The following is a 15,608-nucleotide window of genomic DNA, read 5'->3' as shown; positions in this document are numbered from 1 at the left end:
GGAGGAAATGCCGTGATCTTTCCCGAAGGGGCCAGCGCCCGCACCAGTCCGACCGACGTCGCCGACAAGGTCTACGACGTCGTCATCGTCGGAGGTGGCATCTCCGGCGCGATCATCGCCGACCGTCTCAGCCGGGAGGGCCGCTCGGTCCTGGTCCTCGAGGCCGCCCCGTCCGAAGACCTCACCATCAAGGGGTACGAGGCCTACCTGACCGAGTTCTACGCCGCGGCCAGCAAGGACAACCAGTCGCCGTACCCGGTCCTCGAACCGGTCCCGATGCCGCGCAGCACCGAGGCACGCCCGATACAGGGCGGCGTGCCCAACACCGACGGTTACCTGGTGCAGAACGGCCCGCACTCCACCGACACCACCTACACCCGGGTGCTCGGCGGCACCACCATGCACTGGGAGGCGAAGATCCTGCGGATGCTGCCGGAGGACTTCGAACTCACCGAACGCTTCGGGCAGGGCCCGGCCTGGCCGCTGGGGTACGCCGACCTGGAGCCGTTCTACCGCGAGGCCGAGCGCGAGATCGGGGTCTCGGCCGACATCGAGCACCAGCGCTACCTCGGCCTGACCTATCCGCCGGACTACGTGTTCCCGATGCGGGGCCTGCCACCGTCCTATCTCGACCAGGTGGTGGGCCGGGGCATCGACGGCACCCAGGTGCGGGTGGGCGACGAGGACGTCACGCTCAGGGTGCGCCCGTTCCCGCAGGGCCGGAACGGCATCCCGAACCCCGCGTACAACGCCGGCCGGGGATTCGTGCCGGTCGGCGCGGTCAGCACCAGCCAGGTCGAGGAGGGTGAACGCTGCCAGGGCAACAACAACTGCGTACCGCTCTGCCCGGTGCAGGCGAAATACCACGCCGGCAAGACGCTGGCCACGGCGCTCGGGCGCGGCGTCGACCTGCTCGCCCAGGCCGTGGCATACCAGGTGCACACCGATCCGGAGACGGGCCGGGTGACCCAGATCGAATACCGGCACTACCACGATCCCCACTCGGCCGAGTACCGGACCGGGTTCGCTCGCGGCCGCGCCTACGTGCTGGCGACCAACGCGATCGAGAACGCGCGGCTGATGCTCGCCTCCGGCCTGCAGAGCCGCAACGACCTGGTCGGGCGGAATCTGATGGACCACGCGTACCTGCTCACCTGGGCCCTGCTGCCGGAGATCGCGGGCACGATGCGGGGTACGAACTGCACGTCGGGCATCGTCGACCTGCGCGGCGGCCGGTTCCGCCGGGACCAGGCCAGCTTCAGCACCGACATCCACAACGACGGCTGGGGCTGGCCCACCGGCGCCCCGGTGTCCGACCTGATCCGGATCGTCGAGCAGAACCGGTACGGGTTCGACCTGCGCCGCTCGCTGGTCGACCAGGTCAGCCGGCAGCTGTTGTTCGCGCACATGATCGAGGTGTTGCCGGAACGGGCCAACCGGGTCACCGTCGACCCGCGCTACCGCGACCAACTCGGCAACATGCGTCCGGTGATCTCGTTCCAGGTCCCGGACTACACGATGCGCGGCGCCGCCTTCGCGCGGCGGCTGTCGCAGCAGCTGTTCCAGAAGCTCGGGGCCGAGGACCACACCGGCTACGACCCGTCCGACTACGGCTACGTGGAATTCGACGGCGAGGGCTACCGGATCCTCGGCGGTAACCACCTGGCCGGCACCCACATCATGGGCACCAGTCCCGGCACCTCGGTCGTCGACGTCAATCAGCGCAGCTGGGAACACGAGAACCTCTACCTGGCCGGCGGCGGCAGCATGCCCACCATCGGCACGGCCAACATCACCCTGACCGCCACCGCGCTCAATCTCCGCACGGCGCAGCACCTGATCCGTGAGCTGCGGCATCAGGACCGGCCGGTGGCCCTCGCCACCCACTGAACGTTAGGCACGAGATGACACAGCAGACCACGCTCCGGTCGAGCCGGCTACCGGCCGAGATCAGAACCGTCACCGATCTCGAGGCGTATCTCAACGCCGCGCTGCGGTTGGAGCACGCCACGATCCCGCCGTACCTGACGGCGCTGTACTCCCTGCATCCCGGCAGCAACTCCGACGCCCAGCACGTCATCCGGGTGGTCGCGGTCGAGGAGATGCTCCACCTGACCCTGGTGGCCAACGTCATGAACGCCGTCGGGCTCCCCGTCGACCTGACCGTCGACGACTTCATCGCCGACTATCCCGTGCACCTGCCCAGCGGCGAGGTCGACTTCCTGGTCAGCGTGCAGCCGTTCTCGGCGGCGGCGGTCACGACGTTCCTCAACATCGAGCGCCCGGCCAAGGCCCCCAGCGAGGACGCGCGCCTGCTGCCGCGTCCCGACCTCGGCGCGGGCACGGTCCTGGCGGCCAGCCCGCTCGATCCGAGCGTGCGCTACTACAGCATCGGTGAGTTCTACGACGAGATCGAGCGCGGTCTGCGCTACCTCGAACACGAGTACCGGGAGCGGGGCGAGGAACTCTTCGGGGGAGACATCGCCCGGCAGGTCGGCCCCGAGTACTTCTACTCCGGTGGCGGCGAGGCGGTGGTGGTGTGCGACCTGGCCAGCGCCCTGCGGGCCCTGACCGTGATCGCCGAGCAGGGCGAGGGCCTCGGCGGCGGCATCTACGACGGCGCCGGCGAACTCTCGCACTACTACCGGTTCGAGCAGATCCAGCTGGCCCGCTACTACCAGAAGGGCGACCTCGCCGGGCGCCCGAGCGGGCCACGACTGGACGTCGACTTCTCGGCGGTCTACCCGGTCGCGGTCGACACCAAGCTGACCGACTACCCCTGCGACTCACCGGCACGCGCGGCCGCGGAACAGTTCGGCCGGACCTACGACGACTTCCTGGCCTTCCTGACGGAGGCGTACAACGGTCAGCCGCAGAAACTGCTCGACGCCGTCCCGTGGATGTTCCGGCTGCGCGACGACATCAACCGGCTGATCCGCAACCCGTTCCCCGACCGGCCCGGTGTGAACGCCTCACCGGCCTTCGAACCCGCGTCCCGGAGGCGGTCATGATGCTGGACGACTTCGTCGCGTTCTCCTCGGAACTCACTGGATTCACCGAGTTCGACCTGGTCGGCACCGGTCAGGCCGAGTCCTACCTGCGGACCGTGACCCGGGTGGTCGGCGAGCGGACCGTGGCCGACCTGCTCACGACCTACCGCCAGAACGTGACCGAGCTCGACGACGAGCAGGAGCGGGCCGGGCAGCTGAATCGGGCGGTGCTCGACGACCCCCGCCTCGGTCCGATCGTCCGCAGCATCATCAAGCTCTGGTACTGCGGCGTCTGGTTCGGCATTCCCGGGTACGAGGGCACGTTCACCGCCTCGGCCCAGGCGTACTCCCAGGGCCTGCTCTGGTACGCGATCGGCGCCAACCCACCGGGTGCGCGTGCTCCCGGCTACGGCTCGTGGGCCTCCCCGCCGCGCATCCCGGAGCTCCCGCCGTCTCCCGTCCCGCTCTCCCTGACCCGGCGGTGACGGGCGGGGTCCCTGATCGGGTTCGGCGACGAGGTTCGCCGGGCCAGCCTGGTCGTGAGCGGCTTGACCGCGGTGCGTATGTGGTCGCGAAGCCATTGCGACGCTGGATCCTCGTCGAGGCGCCGATGCCAGCGGAGACCGACATCGACCCGCGGAAGCGACAGCGGGTAGTCGTGCCAGCGCAGAGGCATCCCGCGTTGGACGAGGTCCTCGGCCAGGACCCGGGGCGCGATGCTGATCACGTCGGTTTGCAGCGCCAGCAGGGCGGCGGCGGCGTAGTTCGGGACTACCGAGGTGACGCGGCGCGACAGGCCGGCCTCACGCAGTTTGTCATCGATGGGTCCGTACTCCAGTCCTCGCCGTGAGGCCGAGACGTGGGGGTAGCGCACCATGTCGTCGAGGCTCAGCTCGGCCGCCCGCCCGAGGTCGGAGTCGGCGGCGACCAGGGCGACGACCCGGTCGACGAACAGGGTGTGGGTGTTCAGGTCGGGTGGTGACGTGTTCGCGACGCCGAGGTCGAGATCCAGGGTGCCGTCGCGCAGGGGTTCCGGGTCCTTGGAGTCCTGAGCGACGAAACGCAGCGTGACGCCGGGCGCCTCGGCCGAGATCGGGCCGGCCAGACGGGCGCTGATGACCGGGGTGAGCCCGTCGTTGATGCGGATGGCGAACGTGCGCCGCCAGGTCGAGGGACTGTCGGCGGGGGCAGCCGGCAACTGGGCCGCCGTTTCGAGAAGTGCTCTCACCTGAGCCCTGGAACGTGATGCGAACGGTGTCGGTACGAGCCCTCGCCCCGCCCGCACCATGATCGGGTCGTTCATCGCTCGCCGCAGCCGGGCCAGCGCGCGACTGGTCGCGGGAGCCGACAGATGCAACTTGTCCGCGGCCGCCGCCACGCTGCCGGTCTCCATCAGGGCGTCGAAGACCCAGAGCAGGTTCAGGTCCAGATCGTTCATCGACGGAGTACCTCCGACTTCAACAAGTGCATCGAACGCACTGACAAGCTATCAATCATGCACTGGACGTCATGTCAGCGAGGCGATTCAGTTGATGTCGAACCGGCACCCGCGGCCGAAGCACCGAAGCACCGAAGCCATTGGAGCGTTGGCATGGCCCGTACGATCCGACCGATGTCTCACGGCGTCCCGGAAGTCCTCGACCTGGTCGAGGTGCCGATCCCCGTCCCGGCGGCCGATCAGGTCGTGGTCCGGGTGAAGGCCGCCGGGGTCAACCCGATCGACTGGAAGCTCTACAGCGGCTCGTTCCACGCCATCGACGACAAGTACCGGGACGAGGCCGGCGTCGGCGCGGACGCTCTCCCCCGGATCGGCCTCGAGTGCGCCGGCGTCGTCACGGCGGTGGGCGAGGAACGCGGCGAAGTCTCGATCGGCGACGAAGTCATCGTCTACCCCGTCACCGGCGCCTACGCCGACTATGTCGTGGCGAACCCCGGTTCGCTCATCAGCAAGCCGAAGCTCGTGGACTGGCCGGCCGCCGGTGCACTGATGCTGACCGGCACCACCGCCGCGCACACGCTGCACGCCGCCGGGGTCCGACCGGCCGACCGCGTCCTGATCCACGGTGGCTCCGGCGGCGTCGGGCTGATGGCCGTTCAACTCGCCGCCGACCTCGGCGCCACCGTCATCGCCACGGCGTCCGAGGCCAACCACGAGCTCTTGCGCGGTCTCGGCGCCAGGCCCGTGACCTACGGGCCGGGCTTGATCGATCGGGTCCGCGCGGCGGCCCCCGAAGGCATCGACGCCGCCCTCGACCTGATCGGCACCGACGAGGCCCTGGACACCTCCCTGGAACTGGTAGGCAACCCGGACCGCGTCGCTTCCATCGCCGGCGGCCCCCGGCGGGCCGAACAGGGCCTCAAGGTGATCGGCAACCAGCCCGGGGCCGACCTCGGTACCGAGATCCGCGCCGCCGCCCGGCCACAACTGGTGGAGAAACTCGTCCAAGGCCGGTTGCGGGTCGTCATCGCCGGCACGTACCCGCTGGAAAAGGCCGCGGAAGCCCACCGCGCCGGCATCGTCGGCCACGCGCCCGGCAAACTGGTCCTGCTTCCGTAGCCACCACCGGCCGCGTACACCCGCGGTCAGTGGCCGAGTGCGGGGTCAGGACCGCGACCACCGCTGGTTGCCTCCGCCGTGGCAGGGCCAGATCTCCAGTGGAGTGCCGTTGGCGGTCGCGGCGCCGGTCGCGTCCAGGCACTTGCCCGAGGCGACACCGACGATGGTGCCGTCGGCGTTGAGGATCCACTGCTGGTGGGTGCCGCCGTTGCAGTCGAAGATCGTGACGGCGGCCCCGTCGGCGGTGCCGGCGCCGTCGACCTCGAGGCATTTGGTGCCGTAGACCCGCAGCTCCCGGGCCGCCGTCGTCGCCCAGATCTGGTTGGCGCCGCCGTGGCAGTCGAACAGCTCTATCCGGGTCCGGTTGTCCTGACCGCCGAACGGCACGTCGGCGCAGCGGCCGGAGGCCTGGCCGCGCAGGACGCTGCCCACGTCGGGTCCGCAGCTGGTCAGGCCGGCGGTGTACGGGCAGGCGACGGAGGCGAACCCGCCGCGCTCCGGCATCGGCACGGACACGCTGGAGGCATTGGTGACGACCGTGGTCTCGCGTACCAGAGCGGAGCCGGAACCGTCCCGCACGGTCTCCAGCAGCCACTGACCGCCGCCGAGGAAGTTGAGCGGCGCCGACCAGGTGCGGGCCGGCTGGGCCGAGACTCCGCCGATGAACCACTTGCCACCGCTGCGCCGGGCGAAGTAGGCGTCCTGCCCGGGGCGGCCGCCGAGCAGCCGGGTCTCGTCCCAGGCGGTGGGCAGCTGGTTGAGGATGCGCAACGCCTCCGGGCGGGACTGGTAGCTCTCCGGGTTGTCGCCGAGGTGCTGCCAGCCCGACTCGAAGACGATGGCGGTGGCCAGTTCGTGGGCGGGCGTGGTGTCCCGGTTGTAGGGGCTGAAGACGACCGGCGTGTAGTCCATGCTCGAGATGACGTTGCGGGTGAAGGGCAGGATGGTGTTCTTCGAGGCCCGCAGGTATTGCTCCGCGCCGTGCACGGCCTCGGCCGTCAGCACGTGGGGCCAGGTCCGTTGCAGGCCGCGCGGGGTGGCCGAGCCATGAAAGTTGATCATGAGCTGCAGTTCGGCGGTCCGGGCCAGGATGGCGTCGTACCACTGCAGGGTCGGCTGGGTGTACTCGTAGCTGAAGTCGACCTTGACGCCGGCCACGCCCCAACCCTTGATCCGCGGCAGCCACGTCTCCCGTTGCGCCGCCGTCCACAGGGCGGCGGAGTTGAACCAGAGAATGACCTGTACGCCCTTGGATCGCGCGTACGCCACCACGCCGGGCGCCCAGCTCTCCTGCCAGCCCTCGTCGATGAGCACGTAGCCCCAGCCGTTGCGGGCGGCGAAGTCGATGTACTGCCTTTGCCGGCTCTCGCTGGACGGGCTGGCGTGTTCGGTCAGCCACGACCAGGTCACGGTGCCGGGTCGCACCCAGGACGGATCGGCGATCCGTGCCGGCGCGGCGAGGTCGTCGACCAGTGTCGACTGGGTGACCGTGGCCAGGGCGCCGACGGCCACGGTGCGCCACGGGGTCGACAGCGGCAGGGTCGTGGTCACCGTCGCGCTGTCCAGGACGGTGCCGTAGGTGCCCGAGCCGGCGGAGTGGGTCAGGCTCGCGCCGGCGTACCGGCCGTCGAGGTTCGTCTCGGCGACGAGGGCGTAGACACCGCCGGTCTCGAACAGCGCGGGCACCCGGAAGGTGCCGGCGGCGGCCGAGCCCGCGGTCGTCTGCACCGGGAATCCCTGGTCCTCGCGGTCGGCCGGCAACAGCCAGGCATTCGAGGCGGTGGGTACGGCCCACGACGATGCTTCCCGGCGCACGGTCACCGCCCCGCTGCCCGGCAGCACGTAACGGTAGGCGGCGCCGGAGTTCGAAGCGCGGACCACGATGTCCAGCCGGGCCCCGCCGGTGCCGGTGAACGACAGGGTCGCCTCGTGGTACGCGGTGGATCGGGCGCGTTGCTTACCGGTCGTCATCGTGTAGGCCTCGGTGACCGTGCGGTCGGCGCGGCCGGTGAAGCTCAGGTTGCGGGTCAGGTCGGCCGCGCCGGTCTCGATCCCGATGGCGGACGGCGACAGCACCGCGCGGCCGTCGTGCGACACGGCGAACGAGAGCGTGCCGTTGTCGTTCAGGGTGACCTGAGCCGCGACCGGTGAACCGGCCATCGGTCCGTCGACCGTCCAGGTCACGGCCGCGGCCGCGGGGGTGGCGTGGAAGATCGTCGCCAGCAACATCAGACCCATGGTGCGGTGCATACGGGTGCCTTCCTCGGCCGCCAACCCATAGACGTATCTCTATGTGTGGCCGAATCTAGTGCCTCCCGGCCTCCTCGTACAGATCGGAGGCGACGGAGTCCAGCTTCGGACCGGAGAGATCGGCGGTGTAGACGTCGCCGGTCTCCTCGTCCAGGTCCACAGTGCCCGCGCTGGTCACCGAATAGATCGTGCCGATGCCGGTATCCGGCTGGAAGCCGGTCAGCCAGGGACCTCCGCTGGAGCCACCGGCCAGGTCGCAGACCGCGCGCCACTGGTTCGGATCGCCGTTCGGCGCGGTCGGCACGTCGCACCATTCGAGGATCTGGCCGCGGGCCGTCCGGGAACCGGGATAGCCGAGAATCGACGCGTGGCCGTCGGGCGGGGCGGAGAACGCGATGTTCTGCGTACCCGCGGCCTGCGCCACGTGCCGGCCGGCGGCGGGGTCGAGCACGATCATCGCGATGTCGGGCGAGCTCTCGGCCTGATAGGACGCCGGGAACAGGTACGACCGTGCGGCGAAGACCCCGTACGGCTGCTCACCCTCGGCGTAGGCCGGCACGAACACGACGTCCGACACCTGGATCACCTCGTCGCGGCGGGTGTACCCGGGCCAGACGCAGTGCGCCGCGGTGACCACGACGTCGCTGGTCGGGCTGGGCACCGCGGTGGCCGTGCACCACTCGTCGGCGCTGGGGCCACTGGCGCCCTGTTTGACGACCATGAACAGCCGCCCCACACCGGCCGGCAGCCGCCCGGCCCAGGGCCGGCCGATGCGCTCGGGCCGCTCGACGGAGTCCGCCCCGGTCCGGCGCATGCGTTCCGGCGTCCAGTACGACAGCGCGCGGTCGCGGCCGGCCGCGGTGATGTCGGTCGTGACCAGCGGGGCGGCCTCGACATCGGCATGCGCTGAGGAACTGAGCACGATGGGTGTGACCACGATGGCCGGAGTGGCCAGGATCAACGCGGCGAGGTGCCGGGCGCGAAGCTTCATGGGATGCGGTTACCTGTCTCTTCCTCAGCCGGGACCAATGCCTGAGGCAAGGTACGCGGCCGCGCGTGAAGAAGGGGTTAGCTCACACGGCCGAGCGGGGGCCCGGCGACGGATCGTCGGTCCAGCTGGCCAGGAAGGCGAGCGCCTCGGCGGCCGGCGTGCCGGGGCGGGCGCTGAAGGTGAAGATCATGAGGTCGGGGTCGGACGGAAGGTCGAGTTGTTCGTAGTTGAGCTCGAGGTCGCCGGCGAGCGGATGGCGCAGGAGCTTGACCCCACTGCGGTGCAGCGTGACGTCGTGCGCGGCCCAGCGCAGCCGGAATTCCTCACTGCGGGTGGCGAGCTCGCCGATCAGCCGGGTCAGCCGGGCATCCTGCCGATGCCGGCCGGTCGCGGTGCGCAGATCGGCGACGATCGAGGAGGCCGCGTTCTCCCAGTCGATGAAGAACTCCCGGGCGCCCGGTTCCAGAAAGGTGAAGCGGGCCAGGTTGGCCCGCGGCGCGCCGTTGAACACGGCCGCGCACAGCTGGTAACCGAGGCGGTTGGCGCCGAGGATGTCGAGGCGGTGGTTGTTGACGAAGGCGGCGGCGCCGCTCATCGCGTCGAGCAGCTGCTGGACCACCGGCCGGACCCGTGTCGCGTCGCCCGGCGCCGGCGTGCGGGCCCGGCCCGAGCCGGCCGCCCGCGCCAGATCGAACAGGTGGGCACGCTCGGCGTCGTCGAGCCGCAGCGCCCGGGCCAGGCCCTCCAGCACGCTGGGGGAGGCCTTGCTCATGTCGCCGCGCTCGAGCCGGGCGTAGTAGGGCACGCTGATCCCGGCCAGCACCGCGACCTCTTCGCGCCGCAGCCCGGGGACGCGGCGTGTCCCGTAGGACGGAAGGCCGACGCTGTTGGGCGTCAGGCGTGCTCGGCGGGAGATCAGGAACTCCCGGATCTCGGCCCGCGCGTCCAGCATCAGTCGAGCGTACGGGCTCGGAGACCGGGTTGGGGCACCCTGCTGGGGTACCGTTGTCCGGGTCTGACACCGGCGCGGATCCGGTGCTTGGCTAGCCCCATGAAAGCGATCCACATGTACGGGGCGGGCGACGTCCGGAGCATCGACGTACCCGACCCGGCCCTCGAGAACGGCACCGACGCGATAGTCCGCGTGGTGCGAGCGTGTGTGTGCGGCAGCGATCTGTGGCCGTACCGCGAAATGCCGGCCGGCGCCGACGGTCAGGCGATGGGCCACGAGGCGATCGGCGTCGTCGAGGAACTCGGCCGCGACGTGCACGGCCTGCGTCGCGGCGACCTGGTCGTGATGCCCATGTTCGCCGCCGACGGCACCTGCGGCTTCTGCCGCGAGGGTGCGCCGTACGGCTGCGAGCGCATCACCTTCTTCGGCCGGGCCGGTTTCGCCGGCGCACAGGCCGAGGCGGTCCGGGTGCCGTTCGCCGCGGCCAATCTGGTGCGGGTCGGCGCGGAGGCCGACGACGCTCTGCTGGCATCCCTGCTGACCCTGTCCGACGTCATGGGCACCGGTCATCACGCGGCGGTCGTGTCCGGGGTGAAGGCCGGCGACACCGTGGTGGTGGTCGGTGACGGCGCGGTCGGCCTGTGTGGCGTGATCGCGGCCGCCCGGCGTGGCGCGGAGCGCATCATCGTGCTCGGGCGGCACCGGGACCGGACCGACCTGGCCCGCGAGTTCGGCGCCACCGATGTCGTGTCCGAACGCGGCGAGGAGGCGGCGCAACGGGTGCGGGAACTCACCGCCGGGACCCGTGGCGCCCACGCCGTGCTCGAATGCGTGGGAACCGAGGAGGCCACCGCGACCGCGATCGCCGTCGCCCGGCCAGGCGCCGGCCTGGCCCGAGTCGGGGTGCCGCACTATCCGGCCGTGCCGCAGGCGATGACCGCATGGGTCAAGAACTTGCGGGTGGGTGGCGGTCCCACGCCGGTGCGCGCCTACCTCGACGAGCTTCTGCCCGATGTGCTGGACGGCACGATCCGGCCCGGCCGGATCTTCGACCGGACGGTCGGCTTCGACGGGGTGTCCGGCGCCTATGCGGCGATGGCCGGCCGGGACGCGTTGAAGGTCCTGATCGCGCCCTGACCGGGGCCGGTCAGGAGACCGGACGCCGCGTTGCCTGGCTTACCGCTGGTCAATGACGGCGCGACCTATCAGCCGGTGCGGTACCCCCCCCGTCCGGCCCAAGTCCTACGACCGGGAACCTCACCGTGGTACCGCGGTACCACGGTGAGTCCGAAGATCCATCCGCGGTATGAAGGATCGCCGCTCGCCGGAACCTAGCGTTTGGAGCGCGACGCCGGACCACTCGGCGTGCAGGGTTCGAGGGGGAGCGATGATCGAGGCGAGACAGCTGACCAAACGGTACGGCGAGAAGACGGCCGTGGACGGGGTGGACTTCACCGTCCGGCCCGGGGCGGTGACCGGTTTCCTGGGGCCGAACGGCGCCGGCAAGTCCACCACCATGCGCATGATCATCGGGCTGGACGCGCCCACGTCCGGCACGGTGACCGTGAACGGCCGCCGGTACGCCCGGCATTCCGCCCCGCTGCACGAGGTGGGTGCGCTGCTCGAGGCGCGGTCCATCCACCCGGGGCGGTCCGCGTTCGACCACCTGATGGCGCTGGCGTACACGCACGGCATCGCACGGTCGCGGGTGGCCCAGGTGATGGAGATGACAGGACTGCACGCCGTGGCCCGGAAACGGGCCGGCGCCTTCTCGCTCGGCATGGGCCAGCGCCTGGGCATCGCTGCCGCGCTGCTCGGCGACCCGCAGACGATCATGCTGGACGAGCCGGTCAACGGGCTCGACCCCGAGGGCGTGCGGTGGATCCGCAACCTTCTCACCGGCCTGGCCGCCGACGGCCGTACCGTCTTCGTCTCGTCGCATCTGATGAGCGAGATGGCCCTGGTCGCCGACCATCTGATCGTGGTCGGCCGCGGCCGGGTCCTGGCCGACACGACCGTGCCGGAACTGGTCCGGCAGGCCGGCGGCGACGCCGTCCTGGTCGCCGGTGACGACCCCGGCGAGCTGCGCCGGGTGCTGGCCGGCCCGGGCGTAGAGATCACCGGGGAACCGGGATCCGAGACTCTGCGGGTGACCGGCCGCTCGGCCCGCGAGATCGGGCGCCGGGCCGCGGAGCACGGCCTCACCCTGTTCGAGCTCACCGCCAAGCACGTCTCCCTGGAGGAGGCGTTCATGGAACTGACCAGAGAATCCGTCGAGTACCACTCCGCCGATGCCCCCGCGAGGTCAGCATGAGCACTGCGACCGAAACCCAGCCCCGGCCGGCCACGGTGGCCCCGTCCCCGGCGATCACCCGGCCCGTGACCGGCCGGCGGGTGATGCGCTCGGAGTGGGCCAAGCTCTGGTCGCTCCGCTCGACCTGGATCACCCTCGGCCTCGGGCTGCTGTTCCTGGTCGGCTTCGGCGTCATCGCCGCCATGCGCTACCGGTCGAACCTCGACTCGGGCCAGCCGATGGACCCCGACTTCGCCGACGCCTCGGCGTACGGACTGGCGCTCTTCGGGGTGCCGTTCTCACTGATCACGCTGGGCGTGCTGGGCGTGCTCAGCGCGTCCGGGGAATACAGCTCCGGCATGATCAGATCGACCCTGGCCGCCGTACCGCGCCGGCTGCCGGTGCTGTGGTCCAAGGCGGCCGTGTACGGACTGCTGGCCTTCGTCGTCGGTGCGGCCGGCGCGCTCGTCGGGTTCCTCATCAGCAGCGCGGTTCTGTCCGGCACGCCCGTCGCGACGAGCCTGTCCGATCATGGCGTCCTGCGGGGTCTGGCCGGCCTGGGTGTCTATCTGGGCCTGGTCGGTGTCATCGGCGTGGCGCTGGGCTTGCTGCTGCGCTCGACCGCCGGTGGCATTTCGGCCCTGGTCGGCACGTTCATGCTGGTGCCCGGCCTGATGTCGCTGCTGCCGAAGTCCTGGCGGACCGACGTCACCCCGTACCTGCCCAGCAACGCCGGCGAATCGATCTACGCCCTGCAGCACGGGGCCGGCACGTTGTCGGCCGGCGCCGGGCTGCTGGTCCTGCTCGGCTGGACGGTGCTGGCCCTCGGCGGCGCGGCGTACCGGTTGATGCGGTCGGACGCCTAGAGCATGTCCTGTCGCCCTGAGCTGCGATGACGGACGATGATCGGGTGAGCTACGACGCCACCGCGGCCTCTGAGCCGGCCGGTCCCGCGCCGGCCGGCCGGCTGGCCGAGGCCGGGCGCAGGCTGCGGGAGTGGGACGGGCGGCACCGGTGGGTGCTGGACACCCTCGTGGTCGCCGGTCTCCTGGTGCTGTTCGGTGTGCCCGGCCTCTTCGACGATCGCGGGCCGTCGGATGCCCCGATCCCGCTCACCGAGGGGCCGCTGCCGTGGATGCTGCTGCTGCAGAGCGCGCTCATCCTGCCGTTGTGGTGGCGGCGACGGGCGCCGTATGCCGCGTTCTGCGCCGTCCTGGCGGTCTTCATGGCGCAGTGGGCGGCCGGGGTCATGCTGCGTGCCGACGTCGCCGTCCTGGTCGCCCTCTACAGCCTGGTGCTGCACGGCCGGCTGCGTCGGCTGCCCTGGGCCGCGCCGTGGGTGATTCCGGCGATCGTCCTGGTGGTGGTCCGGCTCTCCGGCATCGTGCCGGTGTGGGACGTCCTCTTCTTCGCCTTCACCAATGGCACGGCGGCGATCGCCCTGGGCCTCGCCGTCCGGATCCGGCGCGCCCAACTCGTCGCCCTGCGCGACCGCGCCGTCCGGCTCGAGATCGAGCGCGACACACGCAGCCGGCTCGCGGCGGCCACCGAACGGGCCCGGGTCGCGCGCGAGATGCACGACATCGTCGGCCACAGCCTGGCGGTGATCGTCTCACTCGCCGACGGCGGTGAGTACGCCGCGAGCGCCGACCCGGAACGCGGCATGGAGGCCCTGCGGCTGATCGGTGCGACCGGCCGCTCCTCCCTGGCCGAGCTGCGCCGGATGCTGGGAGTGCTGCGCGAGCAGACCAGCGAGCCCGACCTCAGCCCGCAGCCGGGCGTCGACGCGCTCGATCAGCTGTGCCGGCAGGTCCGCGCGGCCGGCCCGCGGGTCGAGTACCAGAGCACCGGGGCGCTGCACACCCTGGACGTGGGCGCGCAGCTGGCGGCATACCGGATCGTGCAGGAAGCGTTGACCAACGCGCTCAAGCACGCCGGCCCGCACACGCACATCCACCTGGCGCTGCGCCTGGACGGCGACCGGTTGCGGATCCGGGTCCGCGACACCGGGCCGCCCGCCGGCCGGCCACCGGTGGCGACGGCCGGTGAAGGCCTCGGCCTGGTCGGCATGAAGGAGCGCGCCGGGCTCTACGCGGGGACGGTCTCCGCCGGCCCGGCACCGGACGGCGGCTGGGTCGTCCAGGCCGACCTCGGTGTGGAGGGCGATCCGGCGTGATCACTGTGCTCATCGTCGACGACCAGCCTCTGCAGCGCTTCGGCTTCCGGATGCTGGTGGACAGCAATCCGGACACCGAGGTCGTCGGCGAGGCCCAGAACGGTGTCGAGGCGGTACGTCAGGCCACCGAACTGCGCCCGGACGTGGTGCTGATGGACGTGCGGATGCCCGGCCTGGACGGGATCGAGGCCACCCGGCGCATCCTGGCCGACGGCGGCCGGTCGCACATCCTCATGCTGACGACCTTCGACCTCGACGAGTACGTGTACGCCGCCCTGCGCGCCGGTGCCAGCGGTTTTCTGCTGAAGGACGCGTACCCGGAAGAGCTCCTGGCCGGGATCCGAGCGGTCGCCGCCGGTGACGCGGTGATCGCCCCGGCGCTGACCCGGCGCCTGCTCGACGCGTTCGCCGACCACCTCGACCCGGCCGCCGGGCGACCCGTGTCCGATCCGCGGCTCGACGCGCTGACCGGGCGGGAACGGGAGATCCTGGTCGCCATCGGCCAGGGCTGGGCCAATCGCGAGATCGCCGAGCGGCTGGTCCTGTCCGAGTCCACGGTCAAGACCCACGTCGGCCGGATCCTCGCCAAGATCGGGGCCAGGGACCGGATCCAGGCCGTCATCTTCGCGTACGACCTGGGCCTGGTCCGTCCGCACGACGACGGCTAGGCCGGCCGGCACAGGGCGTTGACCAGGGTCTGCTCCAGCCACGCCCGGTAGGCGGGCACGCCCATGTCGCCGTCGACGCACATCAGGTGGAAGGTCTGCGGGCTGGCCAGGCACCAGAGCGTGTCGACGACGTATTCCGGCTCCAGCCCCGGGCGCAGCCCGTCGGCGGGGATGTGCGGGGCCACGACGGCCATCGTGCGCCGGCGTTCCGCGTCGATCTCGTGCCAGTCGGCTGCGACCTCGGGGTCGGTGGCCGCGGCGTCGCGTTGCAGCTGCCAATAGTCGGAGGTGCGTTCGGCCACCCGGACGAAGAGCGTGCTGACCGCGGCGAGGTACGACCGGGCGGTGGCCTCGTGGTCGTTCGCGGCCAGTTCCGCGTCGACGGTGGCGCGCCACTGGTCGGGCTCGACCGGTGTGTCGGACGCCGCCAGCGCGGCCTGGGACGCGGCCCGCAGCAGCGCTCGTTTGTTGCCCCAGGCGAGGTAGAGCGTCTGCAGTGACACGTCGGCGAGCTCGGCGATCGCCGCGACGGTGGTGGCCGGGTAGCCCTGCTTGCGGAACAGCGTGTCCGCGGCGGTCAGAAGCCGTTGGCGGGTCGCTTGCCGGCTGGCCGCTCCCGCCGCACGTCGCCGGCGATACGGGTCGGCGGAAGTCATAGGCGCCATTGTGCCCCAGCCCTCAATAGAGTCTAGCTCTAACCGCTTGAGTGTCACTCAAGTGAGGAGTTTACT

Annotated in this window: 14 protein-coding genes; 9 read left to right on the top strand and 5 right to left on the bottom strand. The window is 71.1% G+C overall.

From position 1 onward, the window contains the following. Window positions 1–12: 12 nt before the first annotated feature. The 3 genes from ACGFIO_RS28950 to ACGFIO_RS28940 are packed head-to-tail and all read left to right on the top strand — an operon-like array spanning window position 13 to window position 3,475. Window positions 13–1,890, top strand: a complete 1,878-nt coding sequence (locus tag ACGFIO_RS28950) for a GMC family oxidoreductase (protein WP_392830415.1) — start codon at window positions 13–15, stop codon at window positions 1,888–1,890. A gap of 14 nt (window positions 1,891–1,904) precedes the next feature. Beyond that, the gene (locus ACGFIO_RS28945) at window positions 1,905–3,011 is read left to right on the top strand and encodes a ferritin-like protein (RefSeq protein WP_392830413.1); all 1,107 of its coding nucleotides are present in this window, start codon (window positions 1,905–1,907) and stop codon (window positions 3,009–3,011) included. After that, the gene (locus tag ACGFIO_RS28940; protein ID WP_392830411.1) at window positions 3,008–3,475 is read left to right on the top strand and encodes a hypothetical protein; all 468 of its coding nucleotides are present in this window, start codon (window positions 3,008–3,010) and stop codon (window positions 3,473–3,475) included. Before ACGFIO_RS28945 ends, ACGFIO_RS28940 begins: the two co-directional genes overlap by 4 nt. On the opposite strand, the gene ACGFIO_RS28935 is transcribed toward ACGFIO_RS28940, so the two are convergent. Further along, the gene (locus ACGFIO_RS28935; RefSeq protein ID WP_392830409.1) at window positions 3,397–4,428 is read right to left on the bottom strand and encodes a LysR family transcriptional regulator; all 1,032 of its coding nucleotides are present in this window, start codon (window positions 4,426–4,428) and stop codon (window positions 3,397–3,399) included. The genes ACGFIO_RS28940 and ACGFIO_RS28935 overlap by 79 nt on opposite strands. Before the next feature lie 174 nt (window positions 4,429–4,602). On the opposite strand from ACGFIO_RS28935, the gene ACGFIO_RS28930 reads away from it, so the two are divergent. Continuing rightward, a complete protein-coding gene (locus ACGFIO_RS28930) occupies window positions 4,603–5,547 on the top strand; it encodes an NADP-dependent oxidoreductase (protein ID WP_392830407.1) in 945 nt (314 codons plus the stop codon). A gap of 45 nt (window positions 5,548–5,592) precedes the next feature. On the opposite strand, the gene ACGFIO_RS28925 is transcribed toward ACGFIO_RS28930, so the two are convergent. From ACGFIO_RS28925 to ACGFIO_RS28915, 3 genes are all read right to left on the bottom strand, one after another. Then, window positions 5,593–7,776, bottom strand: coding sequence for a glycoside hydrolase family 97 catalytic domain-containing protein (locus tag ACGFIO_RS28925; RefSeq protein ID WP_392830405.1), 2,184 nt, complete (start codon window positions 7,774–7,776; stop codon window positions 5,593–5,595). A 76-nt stretch (window positions 7,777–7,852) separates the two neighbouring features. Continuing rightward, window positions 7,853–8,788, bottom strand: coding sequence for a trypsin-like serine peptidase (locus ACGFIO_RS28920; RefSeq protein WP_392830403.1), 936 nt, complete (start codon window positions 8,786–8,788; stop codon window positions 7,853–7,855). 82 nt (window positions 8,789–8,870) lie between these two features. Continuing rightward, a complete protein-coding gene (locus ACGFIO_RS28915) occupies window positions 8,871–9,740 on the bottom strand; it encodes a helix-turn-helix transcriptional regulator (protein WP_392830401.1) in 870 nt (289 codons plus the stop codon). Window positions 9,741–9,839: 99 nt separating this feature from the next. Between ACGFIO_RS28915 and ACGFIO_RS28910 the strand changes: the two genes are divergently transcribed. The 5 genes from ACGFIO_RS28910 to ACGFIO_RS28890 all read left to right on the top strand — a co-directional run bounded on the left by ACGFIO_RS28910 (window position 9,840) and on the right by ACGFIO_RS28890 (window position 14,877). Further along, window positions 9,840–10,877 carry a zinc-binding dehydrogenase gene (locus ACGFIO_RS28910; RefSeq protein WP_392830399.1) on the top strand — a complete coding sequence of 346 codons (1,038 nt, stop codon included), beginning with the start codon at window positions 9,840–9,842 and terminating at the stop codon, window positions 10,875–10,877. A gap of 250 nt (window positions 10,878–11,127) precedes the next feature. Continuing rightward, complete coding sequence (locus tag ACGFIO_RS28905; protein ID WP_392830397.1) at window positions 11,128–12,054, top strand: ABC transporter ATP-binding protein; 927 nt, start codon at window positions 11,128–11,130, stop codon at window positions 12,052–12,054. Next, the gene (locus ACGFIO_RS28900; RefSeq protein ID WP_392830395.1) at window positions 12,051–12,899 is read left to right on the top strand and encodes an ABC transporter permease; all 849 of its coding nucleotides are present in this window, start codon (window positions 12,051–12,053) and stop codon (window positions 12,897–12,899) included. The genes ACGFIO_RS28905 and ACGFIO_RS28900 overlap by 4 nt, the downstream gene beginning before the upstream one ends. A 26-nt stretch (window positions 12,900–12,925) precedes the next feature. After that, window positions 12,926–14,209 carry a histidine kinase gene (locus tag ACGFIO_RS28895; protein ID WP_392830393.1) on the top strand — a complete coding sequence of 428 codons (1,284 nt, stop codon included), beginning with the start codon at window positions 12,926–12,928 and terminating at the stop codon, window positions 14,207–14,209. After that, entirely contained in the window at window positions 14,206–14,877 is a 672-nt protein-coding gene (locus ACGFIO_RS28890; protein WP_392830391.1) for a response regulator, read from the top strand. The genes ACGFIO_RS28895 and ACGFIO_RS28890 overlap by 4 nt, the downstream gene beginning before the upstream one ends. Here the strand turns inward: ACGFIO_RS28890 and ACGFIO_RS28885 are convergent. After that, on the bottom strand, window positions 14,874–15,533 hold the full coding sequence (locus ACGFIO_RS28885; RefSeq protein ID WP_392830389.1) for a TetR/AcrR family transcriptional regulator: 660 nt from the start codon (window positions 15,531–15,533) through the stop codon (window positions 14,874–14,876). The genes ACGFIO_RS28890 and ACGFIO_RS28885 overlap by 4 nt on opposite strands. Window positions 15,534–15,608: the final 75 nt, after the last annotated feature.

Origin of the sequence: Actinoplanes sp. NPDC049265, from assembly GCF_043197135.1 — a bacterium.
Lineage (GTDB): Bacteria > Actinomycetota > Actinomycetes > Mycobacteriales > Micromonosporaceae > Actinoplanes.
This window is presented reverse-complemented; position numbering and strand designations above follow the sequence as displayed.

Excerpts from the sequence above, each read along its gene's own strand:
- ACGFIO_RS28935 (WP_392830409.1), bottom strand. The coding sequence starts at position 4,428 with ATGAACGATCTGGACCTGAACCTGCTCTGGGTCTTCGACGCCCTGATG.
- ACGFIO_RS28905 (WP_392830397.1), top strand. The coding sequence starts at position 11,128 with ATGATCGAGGCGAGACAGCTGACCAAACGGTACGGCGAGAAGACGGCC.
- ACGFIO_RS28895 (WP_392830393.1), top strand. The coding sequence starts at position 12,926 with ATGACGGACGATGATCGGGTGAGCTACGACGCCACCGCGGCCTCTGAG.
- ACGFIO_RS28945 (WP_392830413.1), top strand. The coding sequence starts at position 1,905 with ATGACACAGCAGACCACGCTCCGGTCGAGCCGGCTACCGGCCGAGATC.
- ACGFIO_RS28940 (WP_392830411.1), top strand. The coding sequence starts at position 3,008 with ATGATGCTGGACGACTTCGTCGCGTTCTCCTCGGAACTCACTGGATTC.
- ACGFIO_RS28915 (WP_392830401.1), bottom strand. The coding sequence starts at position 9,740 with ATGCTGGACGCGCGGGCCGAGATCCGGGAGTTCCTGATCTCCCGCCGA.
- ACGFIO_RS28910 (WP_392830399.1), top strand. The coding sequence starts at position 9,840 with ATGAAAGCGATCCACATGTACGGGGCGGGCGACGTCCGGAGCATCGAC.
- ACGFIO_RS28930 (WP_392830407.1), top strand. The coding sequence starts at position 4,603 with ATGTCTCACGGCGTCCCGGAAGTCCTCGACCTGGTCGAGGTGCCGATC.
- ACGFIO_RS28925 (WP_392830405.1), bottom strand. The coding sequence starts at position 7,776 with ATGTTGCTGGCGACGATCTTCCACGCCACCCCCGCGGCCGCGGCCGTG.
- ACGFIO_RS28920 (WP_392830403.1), bottom strand. The coding sequence starts at position 8,788 with ATGAAGCTTCGCGCCCGGCACCTCGCCGCGTTGATCCTGGCCACTCCG.
- ACGFIO_RS28900 (WP_392830395.1), top strand. The coding sequence starts at position 12,051 with ATGAGCACTGCGACCGAAACCCAGCCCCGGCCGGCCACGGTGGCCCCG.
- ACGFIO_RS28885 (WP_392830389.1), bottom strand. The coding sequence starts at position 15,533 with ATGACTTCCGCCGACCCGTATCGCCGGCGACGTGCGGCGGGAGCGGCC.